The sequence below is a fragment of the Corynebacterium sp. AOP40-4SA-5 genome, assembly GCF_052377355.1.
Classification (GTDB): Bacteria; Actinomycetota; Actinomycetes; order Mycobacteriales; family Mycobacteriaceae; genus Corynebacterium.
This window is the reverse complement of record NZ_JBQSWS010000018.1, coordinates 48,919-70,424: the sequence shown is the minus strand read 5'-3', so window position 1 is coordinate 70,424 and position 21,506 is coordinate 48,919. Positions and strand designations below refer to the sequence as shown.

Sequence of the window (21,506 nt, the reverse complement as noted above, 5' to 3'; positions counted from 1 at the left end):
GGCCCGCGTCGTCACGCCGGAAGCCGGGTCCATCCTCCGTCCGGCGCGGGCGAACAGCACGCCCGCGACAGCGGTCCACGCGAGCGCAACCACCACCCTGGGCGCCACCTCGCCGACGACCGGGACAACCACGACACCCGTGCCCACGTAGCCCAGGACAATCAGGTTGGCGACCACGACCATCACGGAGATGACCCGGCGACCTGCACCCTTTTGCGTCACAGTGACGCTCAGGCCGGACAAGGTCATCGCCACGGTCACGAACCCGCAGTTCGCCGCCACGCAGAGCGCGCCCATCCACTCTCCCGGGTCTCCCGGCGACAGCATGGGCAAGGCTCCGGCCCCTCCCCTGGACTGCACACCCTGCTCAAGACCCCAGGCCACCAGATACACCAGCGCGAATCCCACTGGGGCCACCCACCAGCCGCGCACCACGGCGCGTTGCCAGTCACGTGTCACCCCGCCGAAGACGGTCCACATCATCGCGGCCCGCTCCGCCTGGACGAGTCGGCCGAAGACGACGCTCGCAGTGAGTGCCACCACCAGGATGACGGCGACCACGGTCAGGTCGCTGCCAAGCAGCCGGAACACCAGCTGGACGGGGATCATCACGACCAGGAAGGCGATCAGCGGAGCCAGGACTCCCCCGCCTGCCATGGCACGCATCACGGCGACATGACCGTCCGGTGCCTGTGCCCTCCGACCCCACCGCGTCGACAGGGAGGCCGCCGCACCACCACCGGCGTCGACCGCCGCCCCGCGCAGCTCGCGCAGGCGCAGCACCACGGTAAGGGTGCTGAGCGCCACGATGACCAGCACGGTCAACGCGAACCAGGCCCCGAGACCGCCTCCCCGCACGGTTCCCACCGCCCACAGGACCGTGAGCACCGCCAGACAGACAGCGGTCCCCACCACCGTCGCCATCACCACATGCGCCTTCGCCGCCCGGGCTCCGATGCCGAAGACGACGAGTCCACGCGTCGACATGGTCAGCACCCCGGACGAGGAACCACCGACGATGCCGAACAGGACCGCGACGGCGACCTGCCGGCCAACTCCTTCCACTGTCTCACCGAACAGGATGAACGGCACGATGAGTACCAGCAGCCACGTGACGAGGCGTCCGGCGATCTCCGACCTCGCCTGCGCCAGGCAGAGCCGCAGGTGCGTGGCGGCGGGCACCCCGCCGAGCAGCGTCGTCGTCATCGCGTCCCCCTGACCAGGACGGTCTCCTCCAGTCCGGCGTCCTCGAGGCGGACGTCCAGCCCCTCGGACGCGTGCAGCAGCGCCGCTGCAGCCACTGCGGCCCCGGCATCACCTGCGTCTCCGGTGCGCCCGGCGTCCAGCACGACCCGGCGCGCCCCAGCGACGGTGTCCTCGCGCAGAACAGTTCGCGGTGCGCGCGCCAGCAGGTCGTCGACGGCGCCGGCGGTGCCGGTCGCCACGACGGTCGAGGACGTCAGTGCCTCGACGTCGGCGATGCGGACGACGTCGCCGCGGTCGATGAGGATCACGGCGTCCAGCAGCAGGGAGGCGTCCTCGACCTGGTGGGTGGAGATGACGACCGTGCGTCCGGCATCGGTCGCCCGCGTCGTCTCCTCGAGGAGTTCGCGGTAAAGGTGCTCGCGGTTGCGTGCGTCCAACCCCAGGTAGGGCTCGTCGAGCAGGGTCACGTCCGCCCGGGCGGCGAGGCCCATGACGACACCGACCAGGGTCTTGTTGCCGCGCGACAGGGTGTCGAAACGTGCCTTACGGTCCAGGGCGAAGACGTCCTGCAGGTGGCGGGCGTAGTCGGCGTCCCAGGTGCTCCAGCGCGAGGCGGCGAGGTCGAGCAGCGTGCGCACGCTCATCTCTCCGGGGTAGGGGACATCCGCGCCGGCGAGGATGATGCGGTCGAGGGCGCGTTGGTTGTCGCGGACCGGCTCGCCCTCGAGGGTCAGCCGCCCTTCGGTGGGCAGTTGGCCGGCGAGTGCGCGCAGCAGCGTGGTCTTGCCGGCCCCGTTCGCGCCGATGAGTCCGTAGACGCGGCCGAGAGGAATATCGCAGGTCACGGCATCCAGTGCGCGCGTGCGGCCATATCTGCGGGTGATGTTGTCGAGCTCAAACACGGTTGTCAGAGTGCTCCTTGTCGTTGGTAGTAGAGCCGGTCGTCGCCCTGCACCGCGCCGACCGGGTGCAGATCGTTGCCGGCGAGGATCGTACGGGCCGAGTAGACGAGGACGCCTCCCGCCGCCGCGATCACGACGACGCCGGCGACGACCGGCAGCGGCCCGCCGGGGAAGTCGCTGGCGGACAGCATCACGGTGAGCGCGATGCCGAGGACCAGCAGCACGACGATGCCGAGGTAGTAGTGCACGGTCACGAGCAGCGGCAACAGCACGATGATCAGCAGGAGCAACGCGCTGACCAGCACGATGCGTCCGGCGGTCCAGCCGTCATCAGTGGCCTCCGCGGCCAGCGCGCCGGAGGAGACGAGCGCGGCAATGCACACGGAACCGAGCGCCACCACGGACGCGGAGGCCACGTGGGCATGCAGGAGCCAGCGTCGCACGGGCAACCCGTAGGCCGTCCAGCTGCGCCGCGTGCCGGCGAGAACGTCCACCACTGCCGAGCACGAAATCGCGATCGGTGCGAGGAGAAATGCCATCTCGATCGGTTCATCCTCGCCGCTCATCATTGCTGTCAACACCCCCATCACGACTACGAACGTGACCACCACGGCGACGGCGGTGGTCAGCGCCGGCAGATAGATGAAGCGTCAGGAGAGCGGCCCCCGCGACGCCGGCAGCTTCGCGACCAGGGCGGACCAGCTCGTCGCCGCTGAGCGGGACGTCCCCCGGACCATCCCGTCGCCGCGCAGGAGCGGACGGATCGCAACCGCCTGCATCACCGCGACCACCAGTGCGCCCAGCAGGGCCCCGGCGAGCCCCCACATTCCGCCGGTGAGGCCACCGACCAGGACGACGACGCCGACGGAGAGCGCGAGGACTACTACGCCGGCGATCACCGCGTCCACCCGCCAGATGGCCAGCGGGACGCCGAAAGCGCGGTAGCGCGAGACGTCCGGCAGGGCCACCCAGATCGCAAAACCCGTGGTCAGGGCGATAGTGAAGAAGTCCACCGCCCCCTGCCCCGGGAGAAGCAGGATCCCCGAGAGAGCGAGCATGGCCGGGACCAGCAGCTGTTCGATACGCGGGTACATCTGCACGCGCACGTCGAATCCGGGGCCACGCATCACTGCACCTCCCCGGCCAGACCGGTCAGGCCGATCACGGTGTCCTCGGCGTCGAGGTGCTGGACGGTGACGCCGGGGCGCTGCGGGACGGTGGCACCGCGCAGGTCGACGTCCAGCGACATCGTGCCGGCGACGTCGCGCATGGCGACGACCTGCGGCAGGTCCCCGGCGGTACCGTCGCGTCCGCCCCGCAGCTCGTCGAGGACGTCGTGCATCAGGGCGGTGCTGCCGGTGAGCCGGACGACCCGTTCGTCGAACTCGGCGGCGTCGAGGTCGTGGGCGAGGCTCCCGTCGCCGGCGAGGATGAGCAGCCGGTCGACGCTGCGTCCGGCGTCCGCGAGATGGTGCGTGGACAGCAGGATGCAGCGCGGCGCGGCGGCCTGCTCCTCGGCGAGGATCTCGTAGAACAGGCGGCGTCGCTGCACGTCCAGCCCGGAGTACGGTTCGTCGAGCAGCGTCAGCGGTGCCCGCGACGCCAGTCCGACGACCACGCTGACCAGCGAGCGGTGGCCGGTTGACAGGGAGGCCATCTGGCCGAAGCGGGCCAGGCCGAAGCGTCCGGCGAGGCTCTCGGCGAGGTCGGCGTCCCAGTACGGGTAGCGGGCGGCGGCGACGGTCAGGACGGTGTCCACGGACCAGCGCGGCGGGTAGAGGACGTCCACACCGGTGAAGCAGACCCGGTCCATCACCGCAGCGTCGTCGAAGGGGTCGCGGCCGTCGACGGTGATGCTGCCCGTGCTGGCGCGCAGCTGACCGGCGAGGATACCCATCAGCGTGGTCTTGCCGACTCCGTTGCGTCCGACGAGGCCGATGGTCCCGGCGCGCGGAAGGTCCAGCGTGAGGCCGCGCAGGACGTCCCGGCTGCCGAAGGAACGGCCCAGGTCGCGGGTCTGGATGAAGGTGTCGGTGGGGTGTGTGGTGGGGGTTGGAGAGTTCATGGTGTTCCTTTCGCTGGTGAGTGGTGTCAGGCGGAGAGGCTGAGGTCGACGGGGCCGACGACCGGTGGGAGGGTGCGCCCGGCGCGAGGTGTGCGCCCGGCCCCGGGGTAGGCCAGTGCGGCGCCGGTGAGTGTGACGGTGCTGGTCATGAGTACAGTCCTCTGCTTTCCGCGACCTGGTCGAGCAGTCGGTGCAGGTCGTCGCGCGGCATGTCGAGTTTGATCGCCTCGTCCACGAGGGGGGCGAGGTAGTCGGCGGCGAAGGCCTCGCGGCGGCGGGCGGCGATGCGGTCCCGGGCACCGTCCTCGACGAACATGCCCAGGCCGCGGCGTTTGGCCAGGACCCCGCGTTCGACGAGCAGTGTGAGGCCCTTACGGGCGGTGGCGGGGTTGATGCCGTGGAAGGCGGCGAGTTCGTTGGTGGACGGTGCGCGGTCGCCCTCGGGGAGTGAGCCGTCGACGACGGAGTCCTCGACGAGTTCGGCGATCTGCCGGAACAACGGTGACGTGGTCTCGTCCACGGCCGGTCTCCCTCCGCCCCTCGGGCACATTGGTTCGTTACTGGTGTAACTAACCATCGCACAGGTCGATCTTTCTGACAAGAGCCCCCGCCGCAACCGCGACGTACAGGGCGAATGACCTGCACACCTCCCCACGCGCCCCACGCCTGATGCACACTGGTGGGACTGCACAACTAACTTTAGTGAGGACCATCACCATGCTCGAGCGATCGCTTATCTACGTCGACACCTCCTACCTGCTCGCCAGCTTCTACAACGCGTGGGAGACCGGCGCGCGCGCCCAACTCGAGATCGACCTACCCGAGGTCGTCAACGTGCTCGAGTCACGCGTGGTCGACCAACTCCATCAACCGGTCTACCGGCAGAACTGGTACGACGGGCTGCCGGACTCCGGCCCACACCGCTACCAACGCGCACTGCGCTCCTGCAACGGGGTGCAGCTGCGCTCCGGGCAGCTCATCGAGTGGGGCGACCGGCGCACGCAGAAGGCCGTGGACACCCGCCTGGTCGCCGACATGGTCATCAGCGCCATGTCGCGCGAGGTGACCGACATCGTGCTGGTCTCCGGTGACGCCGACATGCTCCCCGGCGTCGAGGAGGCGGTCTCCCGCGGCGTGCGCGTGCACCTCTACGGATTCGGCTGGGACTCCATGTCGGCCAACCTGCGCTACGCCTGCGACTCCACCACCATCCTCGACCCGCGCGAGGACTTCGCCGACTGCATGCGCCTGCAGGTGCTCGAAGGCCCCTTGAAGACGGCCACGAACAGCGCCTCCGGGACCCCTGGCGCCTCGGGGCCACAGCACAAGCCCATCGGCGACGCCGAACCCGTCGAGGACCTCTCCGGCACCTGCGCGGTGCCCGACGTGCGACGCAAGTCCTCCACGCACTCCGGCGAGACGGCGACACAAAACGAACCGGCACAGGACGAACCAACGCAGGACGCAACGGCGCAGGACGCCCCGACGGACGCGCCGTCCGCGCCGTCCGCATCTGCGTCAGCACCCACACCGGCCGACGTCGCGGCCGCGGCGTCCCCCGCGGCGGCACCTGAGCCTGCCCCGGCGCAGGACGCCGGGGACGCCCCCGTCACCGAGACGGAGAAGGACGACGAGAAGAACGCCTCCGGCGCGTCCGATCCGTCCGGTGCCTCCGGCGAATCGTCCGCACCGTCCCCCGGCCCGTCGCCGGCGGACCTGGCATCCTCCCGTCCGACCCCGGCGATGATGGCGCCGCGCCGGCGGCTGCGCAGCCGCTACGTCCCGCTGCCCACCGAGGTGTGGCAGTCCGGCGGCCAGCAGAACCCCTTCGACATCGGCGAACAGTACGCCGTGTGGTGGTTCCAGAACGCCGCCACCGGCGAACAGCAGGACGGTGCCCACGTGCTCTGCGGCGGCGGACTGCCCCCGGAGGTCGACCGTCCGCTGCTCCAGTTCGCCTGCGAGACCCTCCACGAGTACACGCTCACCGAGTACCAGCGCGTCAACCTACGCGACGGATTCCACTCCGGGATCCGCGGCATCCTGCTCAACCGGTAGCAGGAACCCCACAGTCACCCGTGACCCGGAATCGGCCCGGACTGTGAGAAAATGCCGACATGACCGCCCCCTCCACCGGAACAACCGGCCCCACCGGTAGCGACGCCGCGTCCCGCCCCGACCGTAGCGGCCGTGGGATCCTCACCTTCCTCGGGCAGATCGTCGGGGCGGGCGTGCTCGCCTCCGCCGTCACCCTCGTCGCCTGGTGGGTCCTCGCGCGCACGAACCTGCCCGCCTACTCCTCGTCGAACGTGACCAAGGCGCTGGCCAGCGCCGCCGGCGTGATCGTCCTCGTCGTCCTGGCGTTCGTCCTGTACGCGGTGATGCACGCGCGCACGCCCTTCACCGACTGGGCCCGGTGGCGCAGGCTCGGCGCGACGGCCCTGTGCTGGCTCGCGCCCGCCGGGCTCGTGATCGCCACCCTCGCCATCCCGCTGGCCGCCACCCGCCTTTCCCTCGACGGCATCAGCGTGGACCAGGCGTTCCGCACCCAGTTCCTCACCCGCATGACCGACCAGCCCGGGTTCGAGGACATGGCCTACCTGGACGAGCCGAGCTTCTACCCCCGGCTGTGGTTCTTCACCGGCGGGATGTTCGCCAACATGCTCGGTCTCGCCGGGTGGGCGGCGTTCCAGCCCTGGTCGCTGATCACCCTCGCCGCCACCGGGTCGATGCTGGTGCCGGTGTGGCGCCGACTCACCGGGTCGCTGCCGCTGGGCACCGTCATCGCCGTGGCGACGACCGCGGTGGTGCTCTACACCGCACCGGAGGAGCCCTACGCCGCCGTCGTGGCGTTCGGCATGCCCGCCGCCTTCGTCCTCGCCGGACGCGCCATGCGCGGTTCCTGGCCGGCCGTCGCCGGGCTGGCCCTGTTCCTCGGGCTGTCGGCGAACCTGTACACGCTCTACACCGGCGTGTCCGCGCTGACGGTGGTGCTCATCGCCCTCGCCGTGGCGTGGGGCAGCCGCTCCATCGCCCCGCTGGTACGGCTCACCGTGACCGGGCTGGTGTCCATCGCCATCGCCCTCATCGGCTGGGCGCCGTACCTGATCGCCCTGCTGACCTCGGAGAGCGGCGCGAAGGGACGCGCCCAGCACTACCTGCCGCAGATCGGCACCGAGGTGCCCGTGCCCTTCTTCCAGATCGGGCTCGTCGGCGCGCTGGGACTGCTGTGCATCGTGTGGATGGTGCTGCGCTGGCGGCGCAGCCAGGTCCGCGCCCTGCTCGCCGGCCTGGTGGTCTGCTACGGCTGGGTCGTGGCCTCGATGCTGATGACGCTGACCGGCACCACCCTGCTGGGCTTCCGCATGGAGCTGCCCATCTCGTTGATCCTGGTCACCGGCGGCATCATGGCACTGCAGGACCTGCGGATCAACGGTGTGCGCCGCGCCTACCCGCAGTTCGTGGGCCCGGAGGCGGCACCGAAGGTGACGGCCGTGCTGGCCGTCCTGCTGACCTTCGCCGCCGCCGCGCACGTGGTGAGCATCCCGCTGCACCTGCGCCAGCACATCGACCTGGCCTACACCGACACCGACGGCGACGCCCAGCGCGGCGACCTCTTCCCCGCCGACTCCACCGTCTACTACGCCGACGTCGACTCCTACATCGACGAGACGCTGGGCCTGGGCGGCCAGCGCGCCGGCACCGTGGTGCTCACCGACGAGCAGAGCTTCATGGCGTACTACCCGTACCACTCCTACCAGGCGATGACCTCGCACTACGCCAACCCGCTGGGCCTGTTCGAGGAGCGCAACGACGAGATCAGGGACTGGACCGACATCTCCGACCCCGCCGAACTCACCGACGCGATGGACGCCACCGCCGAGGAGCGCGGCTGGGAGGGCCCGGACGTGATGGTGCTGCGCGGCCAGGCGTCCGACGCCACCGAGGCCACGGAAGACGAGGACGGGCAGGACGGGACGTTCTCCTACCGCCTGTCCGAGGACATCTACCCCAACGACCCGAACGTGCGGTTCACCACGGTGCCCTTCCAGGCGTCCGCCTTCGCCGACGGCTGGGACCTCGAGCAGATCGGCCCGTTCGTCGTGGCGGTGCGCCAGCGCTAGGCGCACGCGCCGTGCCCGACCACGGCTTAGGCCACACCAGACTCCTGCCGTAACATGTGCTGCTATGTCACGAGTCGAACATGAGGCGCCCGACGAGGTGTCTGAACAGGCCCCCGAGACGAACACCGGGGACAACCCTGCCCGGACGACAGCGGTCACGGTGGACCGTCTCAAGGCGCTGGCCGTCCTGTCGGGCATCGCGGCCCTCGTCCTGTTCTGCCTGACCCCCCTGCTGCCGGTCAATCAGGAACAGTCCAGCTTCTCCTGGCCGCAGGGCGGTGACCTGCGCAGCGTCGAGGCTCCGCTGTTGTCCTACCACCCGGAGAACCTGGACATCACCCTGCCGTTGGCCGAGGTCCGCGACCTCAACGGCAACCAGACCACCGTGCTGTCCACCGTGCCGGAGGACGCCGAGGAGGCGACGCTGCGCGGCATGTTCGTGCGCTCCACGCCGGACGGACTGGACGTGGTCGTGCGCAACTCCGTGGCGCTGTCGGTCGACACCGAGACGCTGGAGAGCCTGCCGGACGACGCGCAGCTGCGCATCACCTCCGACTACGAGGGCACGCGCGCCTGGATCCCGGACGCCACCGACGAGGACGGCAACCCGCTGGAGGGCGGCTTCGGCGACGACATCCGCCCGATGCTGACCGGCATCTTCACCGAGATGACCGACAGCCCGGAGAACGCCCAGGCCGCGATCGACGCCGGCCTGCAGGTGGACGTGACCGTCGACTCGCGGTACACCTCCACCGCCAGCGGCATCAAGATCGCCGCGATGGTCCTCGGCGTCCTGTTCATGGTCGTCTCCCTCTGGGCGCTGCACCGCATGGACATCCTCGACGGACGCACCCGTACCCGTCGTCGGTTCCTGCCCGCCAACTGGTGGCGCCCGCGCTGGCTCGACGCCGTGGTAGGCGGCGTGCTCGTGGTCTGGTACTTCATCGGCGCCAACACCGCCGACGACGGCTACCTGCTGACCATGGCCCGGGCCAGCCAGGAGTCCGGCTACATGGCGAACTACTACCGGTGGTTCGGTGTGCCGGAGTCTCCCTTCGGCGCCCCCTACTACGACCTGCTGGCGTTGATGACGCACGTCTCCACCGTCTCGGTGTGGATGCGACTGCCCGTGCTGATCGCCAGCCTCCTGACCTGGATGCTGCTCTCGCGTGAGGTGCTGCCCCGCCTGGGTGCCAAGATCTCCCAGCGCAAGGTGGCGCACTGGACCGCCGCCGGCATGTTCCTCGTCTTCGCCATGACCTACAACAACGGTCTGCGTCCCGAGCCCGTCATCGCCCTCGGCGCCCTGCTGACCTGGGTCTGCATGGAGCGCGCCATCGCCACCGGACGCCTGCTGCCCGCCGCGATCGGCGTCATCGTCGCGACCCTGTCGCTGGCCGCCGGGCCGACCGGCCTCATGGCCGTCGCCTCGATCCTGGTCGCCCTGTCCGGGCTGATCCGTATCGTGATCCGTCGTCTGCCCCTGCTCAACGCGGGACGCGGCAGCTCGAAGAAGTCCGTCACCTGGGCCGTCCTCGCACAGATCGCCCCGTTCCTGGGCGCCGGCACCGCCGTGCTGATCTGCGTGTTCGGCGACCAGACGCTGAGCACCGTCATGGAGTCCATCGGCGTGCGCGGCCCCGTCGGCCCGTCGTTGTCCTGGTACGAGGAACCGCAGCGCTACACCGAGCTGCTCAAGCAGACGGTGGACGGCTCGTTCCCCCGCCGCTTCTGCGTCCTGATGATGCTGCTGTGCCTGGCCGTCGTCGTCGCCTCGATGCTGCGCAACCGCCGCGTCCCGGGCACGGCCCACGGTCCGGCGCTGCGTCTGACCCTCGTGATCGTCGGCACCATGTTCTTCATGACCTTCACCCCCACCAAGTGGACCCACCACTTCGGTGTCTACGCCGGCATCGCCGCCGGCCTGGCGGCGCTCGCCGCCGTCGCGGCGTCCAGCATGGCGATGCGCTCGGCACGTAACCGGATCGTCTTCCTCGGCGCCTGCCTGCTGCTGTTCGCCTTCACCCTCGCCGGCACCAACGGCTGGTGGTACATCGCCAGCTTCGGCGTGCCCTGGTACGACAAGCCCGTCCAGATCGCCGGTTTCGAGATCTCCACCGGCATGATGGTGCTCTCCGTGCTGGTCATGCTCGTCGGCGTGGTCATCGGCTTCCTCAACGACATCCGCGAGGCCAACGCCACCACCGACGCCGAGCTCAAGGAGGTCGACCGCCGCGAGGCCGCCCAGGCGCAGCGCTTCGCCGGTGTCGCCGCCGCCCCGATCGCCGTACTCACCATCCTGGTCGTGGTGTTCAACCTCGCCTCGCTGGGCAAGGGCTTCATCTCCCAGTGGCCGGCGTACTCCATCGGCAAGGGCAACCTGACGGCCCTGACCGGCAACACCAGCGGCCTGGCCGGCGACGCCCTCGTGGAGTCCGACACCAACGACTCCTTCCTCGACACCGCCGACGGCACCGACTTTGCCGACTCCCTCACCAGCGAGGGTTCCCGCGGCTTCGGGGAGAACAACATCCCCAACCGCATCGAGGAGAGCTCCGGGTCCGAGTCCGGCTCCTCGCCGCAGACCTCCGCCGTGGACACCAACGCCTTCGGCTCCAGTGAGGACGACGAGGACGTCACCGACACCGGCCCCGGCGGCGGGCTGAACTCCCTGGAGGGCGCCAACGGCTCCTACGCCCAGCTGCCCTTCGACATCGACCGCACCCAGGTCCCGGTCGTCGGCTCCTACACCGACGGGCTGCAGCTGCAGGCCGAGACCACCACGTCCTGGTACTCCCTGCCGGAGCGCAGCGAGGACTCCCCGCTGCTGATCGTCTCCGCCGCCGGCGAGATCTCCCACCTGGACATGAACGGTGTGCGCCAGTACGGCCAGGAGCTCAAGCTGGAGTACGGCCGCAGCAGCGGCGACGGGAGCAGCTCCGACGACTTCGAGGTCATGGGCGAGCTGGAGCCGTTGGACATCGGCACCGCACCGCAGTGGCGCAACCTGCGCTTCCCGATGGACCAGATCCCGGAGGACGCGGACGTGGTGCGCATCCAGGCCGCGGACATGAACGTCACGCCGGACCAGTGGCTGGCCTTCACCCCGCCGCGCGTGCCCACCCTGGCCCCGCTGGACGACGTCATCGGCGACGCCCCGACGCTGCTCGACTGGTCCGTGCCGCTGCAGTTCCCGGCGCAGCGCCCGTTCAGCCACTACGCCGGAGTCGCCGAGGTGCCGGAGTACCAGATCTCCCCGGAGCACGACGCCAAGAAGGCCCACGCACCGGTCATGGACTACTACGGCGGCGGCGCCGGCGGCCTGGTCCAGATGAGTACCCGTGGCACCGAGATGTCGACCTACCTCGACAACGACTGGCAGCGCGACTGGGGTGTGGTCACCAAGCTCACCCAGTTCTCCTCGAGCACCGGCGAGGAGCCCAAGGCGGTGGACCTCGACATCGAGACCGAGAACCGTTCGGGTCTCTGGTCGCCGGGGCCGATGCGCCTGAGCTAGGCGGTACCGGCAGGAACCGTTGACGACGGTTTCCGTCCGGCCCCGGGCACGAAGTGAGCACTTCGACCCCGGCGGCGGACGGAAACCGTCGTTGTGCGTCTGGGGGCCGTCCGGATTCCTTCGGGGTTCCGTCGGGGGCGGCTACGATGGCGGGCGGAGGGGATAGGTCATGGGGGAATCAACGACGCCGCCGACACCGCCGACACCACTGTGTTCACGGCCGTTCTGGCTGACCGCGGAACTCGTCGCCGCCGGACGACCTGACGGCGCTGCAGGCGTTGTCGCACCTGGTGCCGGACCTGGTCTACACCGGGCCGACCGCCCTGTTCCTCTACGACGAGCGCCCGATGCTCTTTGCCGGCGCGCGGCCTGGTGCCGTCCACCGGACGCGCCGGCACGCGGGACCGTCTACTGCTGCGCGCCCGCGACAGGAAGGGCACCGAACGTCACCGCAGGCGCCACGGCGTCACGGCGTCACGGTGGCCACCCCGCTGCAGGCGGCGGTGGACGTCCGGGCGTCCCACACCCCGACGTCCACCGACGGGGAGCTGCGACGATTCCCGACCAGGATGTACGACGGGGCGAAGGGCGACGACGTGCTCGCCGACCTCGCCGTGCTGACCCCGGGCAAGTCCCACGCCGCGGCGGCGCAGTGGGGGTGGCTGGTGCTGCGCTACACCGACTTCTGCATCGGTCCCGGCGGGGTGGACTCCAGGATCGTCGCCAGACGGGCGAACCGCAGGTGGTCGGGGATTCCGCACTACCGTGACCCGGGGGTGTGGACGTTCCATCCGCAGCTGATCTGACGGATGCCTACAGTGGTGGCCATGACTGAGATCCCCGACAACATCACCGAGCGTTCCACCGGCACCGTCCCCGCGCCGGCGGACGACCTCTACCGTCACGTCAACGGCGCCTGGCTGGCGTCCCACGAGATCCCGGCGGACCGCGCCGTCGACGGCAAGTTCCACGAGCTGCGCGACCGCGCCGAACTGGACGTGAAGGCGATCGTGGCGGGCGCGGACCCGTCCACGCGCATCGGCGCGTTGTTCAGCTCCTACATGGACGAGGACGGTGAGCACGGCATCGAGCAGGCCGGCCTGTCCGTCCTGTCCCCGGACCTCGACCCGGTGCGGGACGCCCCGGACCTGGACGGCCCCGACGGACTCGTCGCCGCGCTCGCGCAGCTCGACCGGCACGGCGTCGGCGGCGTCGTCGGATTCTGGACGGAGAAAGACGCCGGCGGCAGCGGCCTGGAGGTCGCCTACCTGGTGCAGACCGGTCTCGGCCTGCCGGACGAGGCCTACTACCGCGAGGAGCAGCACGCCGAGGTCCGTGCCGAGTACCGGGCGTTCATCGAGCGCTTCCTGGGCCTGGTCGAGGCCACCGGCGGGCAGCCGCTGCCGGGCAGGTTCGCCGACGCCGACGCGTCCACCGCCGCCGACGCGCTGATGGCCTTCGAGACCGCGCTGGCCGCGGGCCACTGGGACACCGTGGCATCCCGCGACGCGGAGAAGACGCACAACCCCACCGCGCAGGACGCCCTGCCGTCCGGCTTCCCCTTCGCCGCCTGGCTCGACGGCGTCGGTATCACCACCGACGTCGCGCCGGAGGTGATCGTGAGCCAACCGTCCTACCTGGAGCACGTCGCCTCCCTGGTACCCGGCGCGGACAACGGCCGTGACCTCGACGAATGGAAGCTGTGGGCGTACTGGCGGGTGCTCACCGCGCGTGCCGGAAAACTACCGCGCGAGTTCTCCGAGGCCAACTTCGACTTCTACGGGCGCACGCTCTCCGGCTCCACCGAACAGCGCGACCGCTGGAAGCGGGCCGTGATGATGGTCGAGGGCGCCGTGGGCGAGGAGGTCGGACAGGAGTTCGTGGCCGAGCACTTCCCGCCCGAGTACAAGGAGCTCATGGGCGAACTCGTGGACTACCTGCTCGCCGCCTACCGTGACCGCATCAGCGAGCTGCCCTGGATGACCCCGCAGACCCGCGAACGTGCCCTGGAGAAGCTCGGCACCTTCCGCGCCCGCGTGGGCTACCCGGACACCTGGCGCGACTTCTCCGGCCTGGAGCTCGGCGAGCACGCAGGACGCGGCGAGAACCTGCTGGCCAACTACCGTGCCGCCTCCGACTTCAACCACGAGTTCGAGGTCGCCAAGCTCGGCAAGCCCAGCGACGGCGACCTGTGGTTCACCACCCCGCAGACCGTCAACGCCTTCTACAACCCGGTGCGCAACGACATCACCTTCCCCGCGGCGATCCTGCGTCCGCCGTTCTTCGACGCCGACCGCGACAGCGCCGACATGGCCGCCAACTTCGGCGCCATCGGCGCGGTCATCGGCCACGAGATCGGCCACGGCTTCGACGACCAGGGCTCCAAGTACGACGGCGAGGGCAACCTGAACTCCTGGTGGACCGAGGACGACCGCGCCGCCTTCACCGAACTGACCGACCGGCTCGTCACCCAGTACGACGGGCTGGTGCCCACCGGCCTGGCGCAGCGCGGCCAGACCGACCACAAGGTCAACGATTCCTTCACCCTGGGCGAGAACATCGGTGACCTCGGCGGCCTCGGCATCGCCGTGGTCGCGCTGAAGAAGTGGCTCGCCGACCGCGGCGAGACCGTGGACTCCGCACCGACCGCCCCGGTCGAGGGGCTGGACGGCGAGTTCAGCGTCCTGCAGCGCTTCTTCCTGCAGTGGGCCACCGTGTGGCGCACCGCGATCCGCCCGCAGATGGCCGCGCAGTACGTGGCCATCGACCCGCACTCCCCCGGAGAGTTCCGCTGCAACGTGGTCGCCTCCAACGTCGCGGAGTTCTACGAGGCCTTCGGCGTGGACGCCGACAACGGCATGTGGCTGCCCGAGGAGCAGCGCGTGACGATCTGGTAATCTCCTGAGAATGCCGGTAGCACCGATCACCCCGGACCCGGGGGCGGACGGGTGGGGGCGTCCAGCACCCGGCCCAGTTTCCGGGTCTTTTTCTGGGCCTCCTTCTCTCCCGCCGAACGCCGATCCGGACGGACGCTTCCGTCCCGCGGCCGTCGGCGGGCACCGCACCGCGCGCTGGTTCATCCTCGTCGGCGTGGTGCTGGTGGCGCTCGTCGTCCCGTTCGCCGTGCCGATGAACCCGTCACCGGACACCGAACCGTACCTACTCAACGAGGCCGCCGCCGACAGCCTCCTGTCCTGGGACCACGACCCCCTCGACCTCACGGCCCTGGACCCGCAGTGCGTCGCGACCGGTGACGCGATGTTGCCCGGCACCCTGGAGGCCGAGTGCGCCGACCGGTTCGGCAACTACGTCGACCTCGACATCATGTCGATGAACGGGGTCGGCGACGAGGACGGGGACACCACGCAGGCCGCCCGGCGGTCCATGCGCGCCATCTTCTACGGCGACATGTCCGGCGCCACGTTCACCACCGTGGACGACTCCGACGCCGCCGACCTGCTGCACCCCACGCTCGCCGCGCGCACCACCGAAGTTCTGACCACCCCGGTGCTCGAACTGGAACCTACCCTGCTGAACGACCCCGACGGCTTCTTCGATGATTTCGAGGACGGCCTCCGCGAGCCCGCCTCGCCGGACACCCGCCCCGTGCAGTACGGCGACAGCGACGGCAGCGGCAGCGACGGCAGTACCGGGTCGGGGTTGTACACCGCCGCGGCGTCCTTCCTGCTGGACGGCCCGGAACGGGTCCTCTACACCGTCACGGTGACCGGCGACGACGCAGACGTCGTGGCGGCCGCCGCCGAGCAACTCCTGGGGAGCGTCCGTGCAGCATAACGGCAACAACGACCCCGGGGTCAGCGCCCGGGACACCACGCGGCAGGGCTGGCGCGTGATCGACGTCCCGCGTGCCCACCACGACTCCTTCCCACCGACGCAGCGTCCGAAACTCCGTCCCACCTGGGACGTCTTCGGGTGGACGTTCCTGGTCCTCACCGTCATCGGTCTGCTGGTGGCGGCGCTGAACCCCCTGATCATGATGATCTTCCCCGGGCCCGGACCGGTCGCCCTGTGTGCCCTGTACACCGTGGTCTTCACGGCCGTGATGTGGTTCCTGTTCTCCCGCCTGCTCATCTACCGGGGCACGCCCTGGCTGCTCGCCGCGGCCGCCGTGCTGTGGGGCATGACCGGCGCCATGCTGCCCGCCTTCGCCATCGGCGAGCGGCTGATCGACCTGTCCTACAGCTGGAACATCGACGAGATGGCCCTCTCCCTCGGCGGCGCCTACCCGGAGGAACTCTCCAAGGGGCTCGGGGTGTGGCTGCTGCTGCACCTGGGCCGCGCCTGGTGGAACCGGCCGTGGCACGGGCTCGTCGCCGGGGTGCTCATCGGCATCGGCTTCGAGGCCTTCGAGAACTTCGGCTACGCCATGATGCTGAGCTTCTACCACCCGAGCTCCGACCTGGCCGGGGTCTCGGAGATGTGGTTGTTCCGTCTGGTCGCCGGGCCGCTGCTGCACGGGATCTGCGCCGGGCTCGTCGGATTCGGCATCGGCATGGCCGTCTACGCCGCCGGGCTGACCTGGACGCGACGACTGAGCTGGGTGCTCGGCGGCGGCGCCGCGGGCTTCCTCGTTCACGCCGGATGGAATCTGCAGCTGGACTCCCTGACCGCCCAGATCGTGAACATGGTGTTCATCTGGACCGTCGGCGCGGTACTGCTCGTCACCGCGGTGGTGATCTCCACGAAGGAGGCCCGGGTGCTCGCAGACGCGGGACTGTACCCGGCGGCGAGCATCTACCAGCGCATTCCCGTCGCACCGGTGCGGCCGTTCCTGCCGCCGGTGGCTGCTCAGCAGGGCCAGCAGATGCCGCCGATACAGCCGATGCAGCAATTCCCGCAGCAGGCGCCGCCGTTCCCACCCCGGCAGTACCCGCCACAGCAGTACCCACAGCAGGGCCGGAACGGCCCGCCACAGCCCCGGTAGTACCGGCGTGCAGACCGGCACAGTTGTGTTCATTCCTGATATGACTATCATCGGCGCCATGACCATTCTCTCCAGCACGACCACTGCCCCTCGCCGCCCCCGATTCCGCCGCGCCGCCGCGACCGCTGCCGCGCTCGCCCTCACCACCGGGACGCTCACCGCGATCGCCGCCCCCACCGCCGGGGCCGCCACCGCGTCCTCCGCCTCCCCGGCGTCGTCCGCGTCCACCCTCCCGTCGCTGCCCGAACTGCCGTCCCTGCCTGAACTCCCGTCGCTTCCCGGCGGAACCGGTGCGACCGGCGGCCAGGACAACTCGAAGGCCACGATCAACGACCCGGGCCGCGTCGCCGGCGTCGCACTGGCCGCCGGTGTGGATCCCGGCGTGGTGGGTCAGCTGCTCGCCGACCCGGAGGCCACCATCGCCGCCGGCGAGCGTCTCGGCATCCCGCGCCAGACCGCCGTCTGGGCGGCGAACAACCCCGAGCAGGCTCTCGGCGCGGCACGCGCAGCCGGCATCGACCCGGCCTGGGCCGCCAACGTGCTCGCCGCCAACCTGTAGGAAACACCACCTTCCACCAGCACGAACCCTGGTCCTCCCCGCACCCGTCCCCGGTACCTCCCGGGCGGGCGCGGGGAGGACCTTTGACGTTCCTCCCGCTCCCTTTCCAGCGCCTTTCCCGGGCCTTCCCCGACTCTTCCCGTGCTCTGTGGCACCCCTGAGAAAACGACCTCGGCGCGGTGAGCAGCAGAAAATCCGACACGCGGTGCGCGTGTTACTAGTGTGAATGTTGTGAATCGTGTGTATCGTGTGGCGCATGTTGTCTCTCCCCTGGCGTCGATCGGCGCGCACCACCGTCCCCGCCCGACTCACCGCAGTGACCCTCTTCGGCTCAGCCGCAGCGGTCGCCGCACTGGTCGCCACCGACGTCCTCCCCGTGCCCACCTGGGCGCTCGACGGGGTCGACGTCGCGAGCCACCAGCACCCCGGCGACTCCGCCATCGACTGGCAGAGCGTCGCGGCGTCCGGCCAGAGCTTCGCCTTCATCAAGGCCAGCGAAGGCACCGGGTACGTCAACCCCTACTTCACCTCCGACTCCGCCAAGGCCTCCGCCGCCGGCGTGACCCCGGGCAGCTACCACTACGCCAAGCCCGGCGAGACCGACCCGCGTGCCGAGGCTCAGCACTACGCCGCGACCCTGGCCACCGGCGTCCAGCCCTCCCTGCCGCCGACCCTCGACCTCGAGGAGTCCGGCGGACTCGCCCCCGAGGACCTGCAGAACTGGGTCCGCGACTGGATCGACGAGATCAAGGTCCAGACCGGCCGCGAACCGATCATCTACACGTACCAGAACTTCTGGCTCAACGACATGGGCAACACCACGGAGTTCTCCGAGTACCCGCTGTGGCTCGCCTACTACAACCCCACCCTGCCGAACGAGATCCCCGGCGGCTGGGACGAGGTCACCTTCTGGCAGTACTCCTCCGAGGGCCAGGTCGACGGCATCTACACCAACGTCGACATGAACACCTATTACGGCACCGACGAGCAGCTCCAGGGCCTCACCGGCGCCCCCTCGGACGGCAGCGCCGCCGGCAACATCGTCGACGCACTCAAGCCGATCACCGATGCGGCACTCGGCCAGGCCGAGGAGGCCAACGACACCGAGCACCAGGAGGCCGCGGGCGGCGAGCCGGGCCTCGACCAGCCGCTGAGCACGGACCTGCTGGTCAACCTTCTCGGCCTGGTCGGCGGCGCCGTCGGCCCGGAGGCCGTCCTCGAGGCCGCGATGAACTCCGGCCTCGGCGAGGGCCTGGGCTCGGTCCTGGCGTCCTCCGGCATCGAGGCGCGCGACGCCGGCGAGACCATGCCCGTCGCCGCGATCGCCGCCCTCGTGCTCGGCGCCCTCGGCCTCGGCGCCGACGGTGGCGACATCGCCAACCAGGTCGGCGACCTCGTCGGCTCTCTCGTCGACGAGCAGGGCCAGCCCCTCGGCGACGGTGGCCCCGACATCTCCCGCCTCGCCGAGCTCATCGGCGGCGGCGACGTCACGCTCGACAGCATCCTGCGCCTGCTCACCGCCTTCGGCGCCACGGACTACGCCGCCCAGATCGCCAACGGCACCGTCGACACCGACGCCCTCCTGGCCCAGGTCAAGTCAGCTCCGGCGGCACCCGCGCAGGACGCCCCGGCCGCCGATGCGTCCGACGCCGCTGCCGACGCCGTCGCGTCCGACGCCGTCGCGTCCGACGCCGACCCGGAGGCGCTGCGCGCCGCGCTGGAAGGTGCCGGCGTGGACGCCGAGACCGCCGGCAAGCTCGCCGCGGACCCGGCCGCGACCGTCGCCGCCGCCGAACGCCTCGGCGTCGACCACGAGACCGCGTCCCGCTTCGCCTCGGACCCCGCCGGTGCGCTGCAGGCGCTGGACGAGGCCGGCATCGACCCCGTCGGTACCGCCCCCATGCTCGCCGCGCAGCTGTAGAACCCCACCCCGGGGGAGAGACACAACATACGACAACGCCCTGACCGGTGCTTTCGCCAGCACCGGTCAGGGCGTTGTCGTGCGTCAGTACGCGCCAGTCCGGGTCAGGGCTGGGGCGCGCCAGGGGCCATGATGTCGGGCTCGTGGATGTCCTCGAGGCTCTCCGGCGTCGGCTCGGCGATCTCGCAGAGGTTCACCAGCGCACCCGTCGGGTCGACGAGGGTGCACAGACGACCCAGCTCGGAGTTCCACGGGGCACGGACCAGCTTGCCGCCCAGCTTCTTGACCTTCTTCGCCGCCGCGTCCACGTCCACGCAGCCCAGGTAGAGGGTCCACATCGACGGGTTCTCGTCCAGCTCGCTGGTGTCCCACATGCCGCACAGCGGGGCACCGTTGTACTCGCCGGTGGCGTAGCGGAACTTGTCCGTGTCGCTGTGCTGACGGATGTCCCATCCTGCGAGGTCGTGGTAGAACTTCATCGTCGCGTCGAACTGCTCGCCGACGAGCAGCTCGTGCCACACCGGGGTCCCGGGCTCGCCCGCGGCGAAGAACGGCTCGTCGCCGGACGGCTGCTTGAGGCCCACCGTCGCACCCGACGGGTCGACGATCACGGCCATGCGACCGCGACGTCCCACGTTGCGCGGGGACAGCACGCTCGTCGCGCCCGCCTTCACCGCCTCATCGTGCACGGTGTCGATGTCCGGGGCGTACAGCAGCATGCCCCACAACGACGACTTGTCGTCCGGGACCTCACCGAGGCCGGCGACAGGCATGCCGTTCTTCTTGGCGACGAGGTAGCCGTCGCACTGCGTGTCGAACTCCCAGTGCAGGAGCTCGGTGTAGAAGGTCTTCGCCTTCTCCAGGTCAGTGGTAGCCAGGTCGATCCAGATCGGCATTCCTGGCTCCGCTACGAGAGCGGGCATCAGAGGTTCCTCCACTTGTCGGGGTCGAAATCGTCATCGGCAGTTGCTTCGTCGAAGTAGTCGTCATCGTCACTGGCACCGTCACCGTCCACACCGTCACCCTGGGTGACGACGCGTGCGGTGGCGACCGGGGTGGCGTCCTCGTCAAGGACAGCCACCTCGTCACCGGTGCGCAGATGACGTCCGCGGCGGGTGTCGGCCTCGCCGTTGACCGTCACCCGACCGGCGGCGATGACCTCCTTGGCCGCGCCGCCGGAATCGACCAGGTTCGCCAGTTTGATGAACTGGCCGAGCCGGATGTCGTCACCGCGGACGGAGACGTCCTGCGCCGGTACCTTGTGCTCTTCTCGCTCAGGCATGCCGACCATCCTACGACTCCGCGCGGTGCGTGGGAAGTCCAGCCGGAATATCGTTACCAAACTTGCGGGGCACGGGGTGTGCGCTGGGAGTTTCAGGGCGCTCACGGGCGGCGCTCATGGTGGTTTCCGCCTGCGTGGTGGGGCGCTGCGCACCGGAGACGGTGGCCCTGTGCCCCGCGCCGATTGAATTGTCGCCCGCCCAGGCAGGGTTTCGGGCAGAACAGCTACCTGGAAGGGTGATCCGGCCGCATGTGACGGCCAGGAGCGCCGGGGACGGTCAGCGCAGCAGCGCCACGGTCTCCATGACTCCTTCGCCGACCAGGATCACGCCGAGAACGAGGAAGACCGCGCCGGCGACGATGTCGATCCACGGCCCGGCGGCCTGGAGGCGTCGCGACAGCGCAGGCACCGACACCATCACGGCGACGAGGACGAACCAGGCCACGCCCGTGACCAGCATCATCAGCAGAACGACCAGACGCATTCCCCACCCGGTGTCCGGCGGCACGAAGCCGGCGAAGACCGCGCCGAAGAACACCAGCGCCTTCGGGTTGGCCAGGTTCGTCATCAGCCCGAGCCGCCACGCGGTGGCCGTGGAGACCTTCTCAGCGGTGGTGGCCGTCACGGTGGTCCCGGCGGAGCGTCGTTCGGCCAGACCCCCGCGCAGAGCGCCCTGGCCCATCCACAGCAGGAATCCGCCGCCGACGAGGAACAGGACCGTCAGCACCCACGGGAAGGCGTCCACCAGGGCGGACAGGCCGACCATGCTGGCGAGGATCCACAGGGTGTTGCCGCTCATGATGCCGAGGGCGCAGGCCACCCCGTTGCGCCGGACGGCACCGAGGCGCAGGATCTGGACGAGGTCGGGCCCGGGCGACGCGATGGCGAGCAGCCACGCGACGAGGATGCTGAGAAGTGCGCCGCCGGTCATGGGGAGTAAATCTACCCGGGGACGAAGACGGGACCGGCCCCGCCCCCGGGGTCC

The 21,506-nt window shown here is 70.2% G+C and carries 19 protein-coding genes; 9 read left to right on the top strand and 10 right to left on the bottom strand.

Translation table 11 applies throughout. The features are described from left to right. The 7 genes from ACT3S3_RS11275 to ACT3S3_RS11245 form a co-directional block, all read right to left on the bottom strand. Positions 1-1,206: hypothetical protein (locus ACT3S3_RS11275; protein ID WP_444615203.1), on the bottom strand; the 1,206-nt coding region annotated here is incomplete at its 3' end. Continuing rightward, positions 1,203-2,108 carry an ATP-binding cassette domain-containing protein gene (locus ACT3S3_RS11270; RefSeq protein WP_301443250.1) on the bottom strand — a complete coding sequence of 302 codons (906 nt, stop codon included), beginning with the start codon at positions 2,106-2,108 and terminating at the stop codon, positions 1,203-1,205. The genes ACT3S3_RS11270 and ACT3S3_RS11275, both read right to left, overlap by 4 nt. A gap of 5 nt (positions 2,109-2,113) precedes the next feature. Continuing rightward, complete coding sequence (locus ACT3S3_RS11265) at positions 2,114-2,647, bottom strand: hypothetical protein (protein ID WP_441579833.1); 534 nt, start codon at positions 2,645-2,647, stop codon at positions 2,114-2,116. Positions 2,648-2,758: 111 nt separating this feature from the next. Continuing rightward, complete coding sequence (locus tag ACT3S3_RS11260; protein ID WP_441579832.1) at positions 2,759-3,235, bottom strand: hypothetical protein; 477 nt, start codon at positions 3,233-3,235, stop codon at positions 2,759-2,761. Further along, positions 3,235-4,173, bottom strand: coding sequence for an ATP-binding cassette domain-containing protein (locus ACT3S3_RS11255; protein ID WP_301443248.1), 939 nt, complete (start codon positions 4,171-4,173; stop codon positions 3,235-3,237). Before ACT3S3_RS11255 ends, ACT3S3_RS11260 begins: the two co-directional genes overlap by 1 nt. Positions 4,174-4,199: 26 nt before the next feature. Continuing rightward, complete coding sequence (locus ACT3S3_RS11250; protein ID WP_301443247.1) at positions 4,200-4,322, bottom strand: hypothetical protein; 123 nt, start codon at positions 4,320-4,322, stop codon at positions 4,200-4,202. Continuing rightward, the gene (locus tag ACT3S3_RS11245; RefSeq protein WP_301443246.1) at positions 4,319-4,693 is read right to left on the bottom strand and encodes a GntR family transcriptional regulator; all 375 of its coding nucleotides are present in this window, start codon (positions 4,691-4,693) and stop codon (positions 4,319-4,321) included. The genes ACT3S3_RS11250 and ACT3S3_RS11245 overlap by 4 nt, the downstream gene beginning before the upstream one ends. A 197-nt stretch (positions 4,694-4,890) precedes the next feature. Between ACT3S3_RS11245 and ACT3S3_RS11240 the strand changes: the two genes are divergently transcribed. The 9 genes from ACT3S3_RS11240 to ACT3S3_RS11200 all read left to right on the top strand — a co-directional run bounded on the left by ACT3S3_RS11240 (position 4,891) and on the right by ACT3S3_RS11200 (position 19,239). Next, complete coding sequence (locus tag ACT3S3_RS11240; protein ID WP_301443245.1) at positions 4,891-6,231, top strand: NYN domain-containing protein; 1,341 nt, start codon at positions 4,891-4,893, stop codon at positions 6,229-6,231. Between the two features lie 59 nt (positions 6,232-6,290). Beyond that, the gene (locus tag ACT3S3_RS11235; protein WP_301443244.1) at positions 6,291-8,297 is read left to right on the top strand and encodes a galactan 5-O-arabinofuranosyltransferase; all 2,007 of its coding nucleotides are present in this window, start codon (positions 6,291-6,293) and stop codon (positions 8,295-8,297) included. A gap of 64 nt (positions 8,298-8,361) precedes the next feature. Further along, on the top strand, positions 8,362-11,814 hold the full coding sequence (locus tag ACT3S3_RS11230) for an arabinosyltransferase domain-containing protein (protein ID WP_441579431.1): 3,453 nt from the start codon (positions 8,362-8,364) through the stop codon (positions 11,812-11,814). Positions 11,815-12,104: 290 nt separating this feature from the next. After that, positions 12,105-12,620 carry a hypothetical protein gene (locus ACT3S3_RS11225; protein ID WP_444626798.1) on the top strand — a complete coding sequence of 172 codons (516 nt, stop codon included), beginning with the start codon at positions 12,105-12,107 and terminating at the stop codon, positions 12,618-12,620. A 21-nt stretch (positions 12,621-12,641) separates the two neighbouring features. Then, positions 12,642-14,711 carry a M13 family metallopeptidase gene (locus ACT3S3_RS11220; RefSeq protein ID WP_444626796.1) on the top strand — a complete coding sequence of 690 codons (2,070 nt, stop codon included), beginning with the start codon at positions 12,642-12,644 and terminating at the stop codon, positions 14,709-14,711. Positions 14,712-14,721: 10 nt separating this feature from the next. Continuing rightward, a complete protein-coding gene (locus tag ACT3S3_RS11215) occupies positions 14,722-15,609 on the top strand; it encodes a hypothetical protein (protein ID WP_301443219.1) in 888 nt (295 codons plus the stop codon). After that, complete coding sequence (locus ACT3S3_RS11210) at positions 15,599-16,759, top strand: PrsW family intramembrane metalloprotease (protein WP_441579429.1); 1,161 nt, start codon at positions 15,599-15,601, stop codon at positions 16,757-16,759. The genes ACT3S3_RS11215 and ACT3S3_RS11210 overlap by 11 nt, the downstream gene beginning before the upstream one ends. 58 nt (positions 16,760-16,817) lie before the next feature. Beyond that, on the top strand, positions 16,818-17,318 hold the full coding sequence (locus ACT3S3_RS11205) for a hypothetical protein (protein WP_441579428.1): 501 nt from the start codon (positions 16,818-16,820) through the stop codon (positions 17,316-17,318). 256 nt (positions 17,319-17,574) lie between these two features. Then, entirely contained in the window at positions 17,575-19,239 is a 1,665-nt protein-coding gene (locus tag ACT3S3_RS11200) for a glycoside hydrolase family 25 protein (RefSeq protein ID WP_444626795.1), read from the top strand. Positions 19,240-19,343: 104 nt separating this feature from the next. On the opposite strand, the gene ACT3S3_RS11195 is transcribed toward ACT3S3_RS11200, so the two are convergent. The 3 genes from ACT3S3_RS11195 to ACT3S3_RS11185 all read right to left on the bottom strand — a co-directional run bounded on the left by ACT3S3_RS11195 (position 19,344) and on the right by ACT3S3_RS11185 (position 21,452). Then, positions 19,344-20,162 (bottom strand): VOC family protein, encoded by an 819-nt coding sequence (locus tag ACT3S3_RS11195; RefSeq protein WP_301442265.1) that lies wholly within the window; start codon positions 20,160-20,162, stop codon positions 19,344-19,346. Next, positions 20,162-20,521, bottom strand: coding sequence for an RNA-binding S4 domain-containing protein (locus ACT3S3_RS11190; protein WP_301442264.1), 360 nt, complete (start codon positions 20,519-20,521; stop codon positions 20,162-20,164). Before ACT3S3_RS11190 ends, ACT3S3_RS11195 begins: the two co-directional genes overlap by 1 nt. Positions 20,522-20,798: 277 nt before the next feature. Then, positions 20,799-21,452 (bottom strand): LysE family translocator, encoded by a 654-nt coding sequence (locus ACT3S3_RS11185; protein WP_301442263.1) that lies wholly within the window; start codon positions 21,450-21,452, stop codon positions 20,799-20,801. Positions 21,453-21,506: the final 54 nt, after the last annotated feature.

What these genes read in the sequence shown, in the direction of transcription:
- ACT3S3_RS11265 (WP_441579833.1), bottom strand. Translation starts at nt 2,647, where the DNA reads ATGGCATTTCTCCTCGCACCGATCGCGATTTCGTGCTCGGCAGTGGTG.
- ACT3S3_RS11260 (WP_441579832.1), bottom strand. Translation starts at nt 3,235, where the DNA reads ATGCGTGGCCCCGGATTCGACGTGCGCGTGCAGATGTACCCGCGTATC.
- ACT3S3_RS11255 (WP_301443248.1), bottom strand. Translation starts at nt 4,173, where the DNA reads ATGAACTCTCCAACCCCCACCACACACCCCACCGACACCTTCATCCAG.
- ACT3S3_RS11250 (WP_301443247.1), bottom strand. Translation starts at nt 4,322, where the DNA reads ATGACCAGCACCGTCACACTCACCGGCGCCGCACTGGCCTACCCCGGG.
- ACT3S3_RS11240 (WP_301443245.1), top strand. Translation starts at nt 4,891, where the DNA reads ATGCTCGAGCGATCGCTTATCTACGTCGACACCTCCTACCTGCTCGCC.
- ACT3S3_RS11235 (WP_301443244.1), top strand. Translation starts at nt 6,291, where the DNA reads ATGACCGCCCCCTCCACCGGAACAACCGGCCCCACCGGTAGCGACGCC.
- ACT3S3_RS11230 (WP_441579431.1), top strand. Translation starts at nt 8,362, where the DNA reads ATGTCACGAGTCGAACATGAGGCGCCCGACGAGGTGTCTGAACAGGCC.
- ACT3S3_RS11220 (WP_444626796.1), top strand. Translation starts at nt 12,642, where the DNA reads ATGACTGAGATCCCCGACAACATCACCGAGCGTTCCACCGGCACCGTC.
- ACT3S3_RS11215 (WP_301443219.1), top strand. Translation starts at nt 14,722, where the DNA reads ATGCCGGTAGCACCGATCACCCCGGACCCGGGGGCGGACGGGTGGGGG.
- ACT3S3_RS11205 (WP_441579428.1), top strand. Translation starts at nt 16,818, where the DNA reads ATGACCATTCTCTCCAGCACGACCACTGCCCCTCGCCGCCCCCGATTC.
- ACT3S3_RS11200 (WP_444626795.1), top strand. Translation starts at nt 17,575, where the DNA reads ATGTTGTCTCTCCCCTGGCGTCGATCGGCGCGCACCACCGTCCCCGCC.
- ACT3S3_RS11195 (WP_301442265.1), bottom strand. Translation starts at nt 20,162, where the DNA reads ATGCCCGCTCTCGTAGCGGAGCCAGGAATGCCGATCTGGATCGACCTG.
- ACT3S3_RS11190 (WP_301442264.1), bottom strand. Translation starts at nt 20,521, where the DNA reads ATGCCTGAGCGAGAAGAGCACAAGGTACCGGCGCAGGACGTCTCCGTC.
- ACT3S3_RS11185 (WP_301442263.1), bottom strand. Translation starts at nt 21,452, where the DNA reads ATGACCGGCGGCGCACTTCTCAGCATCCTCGTCGCGTGGCTGCTCGCC.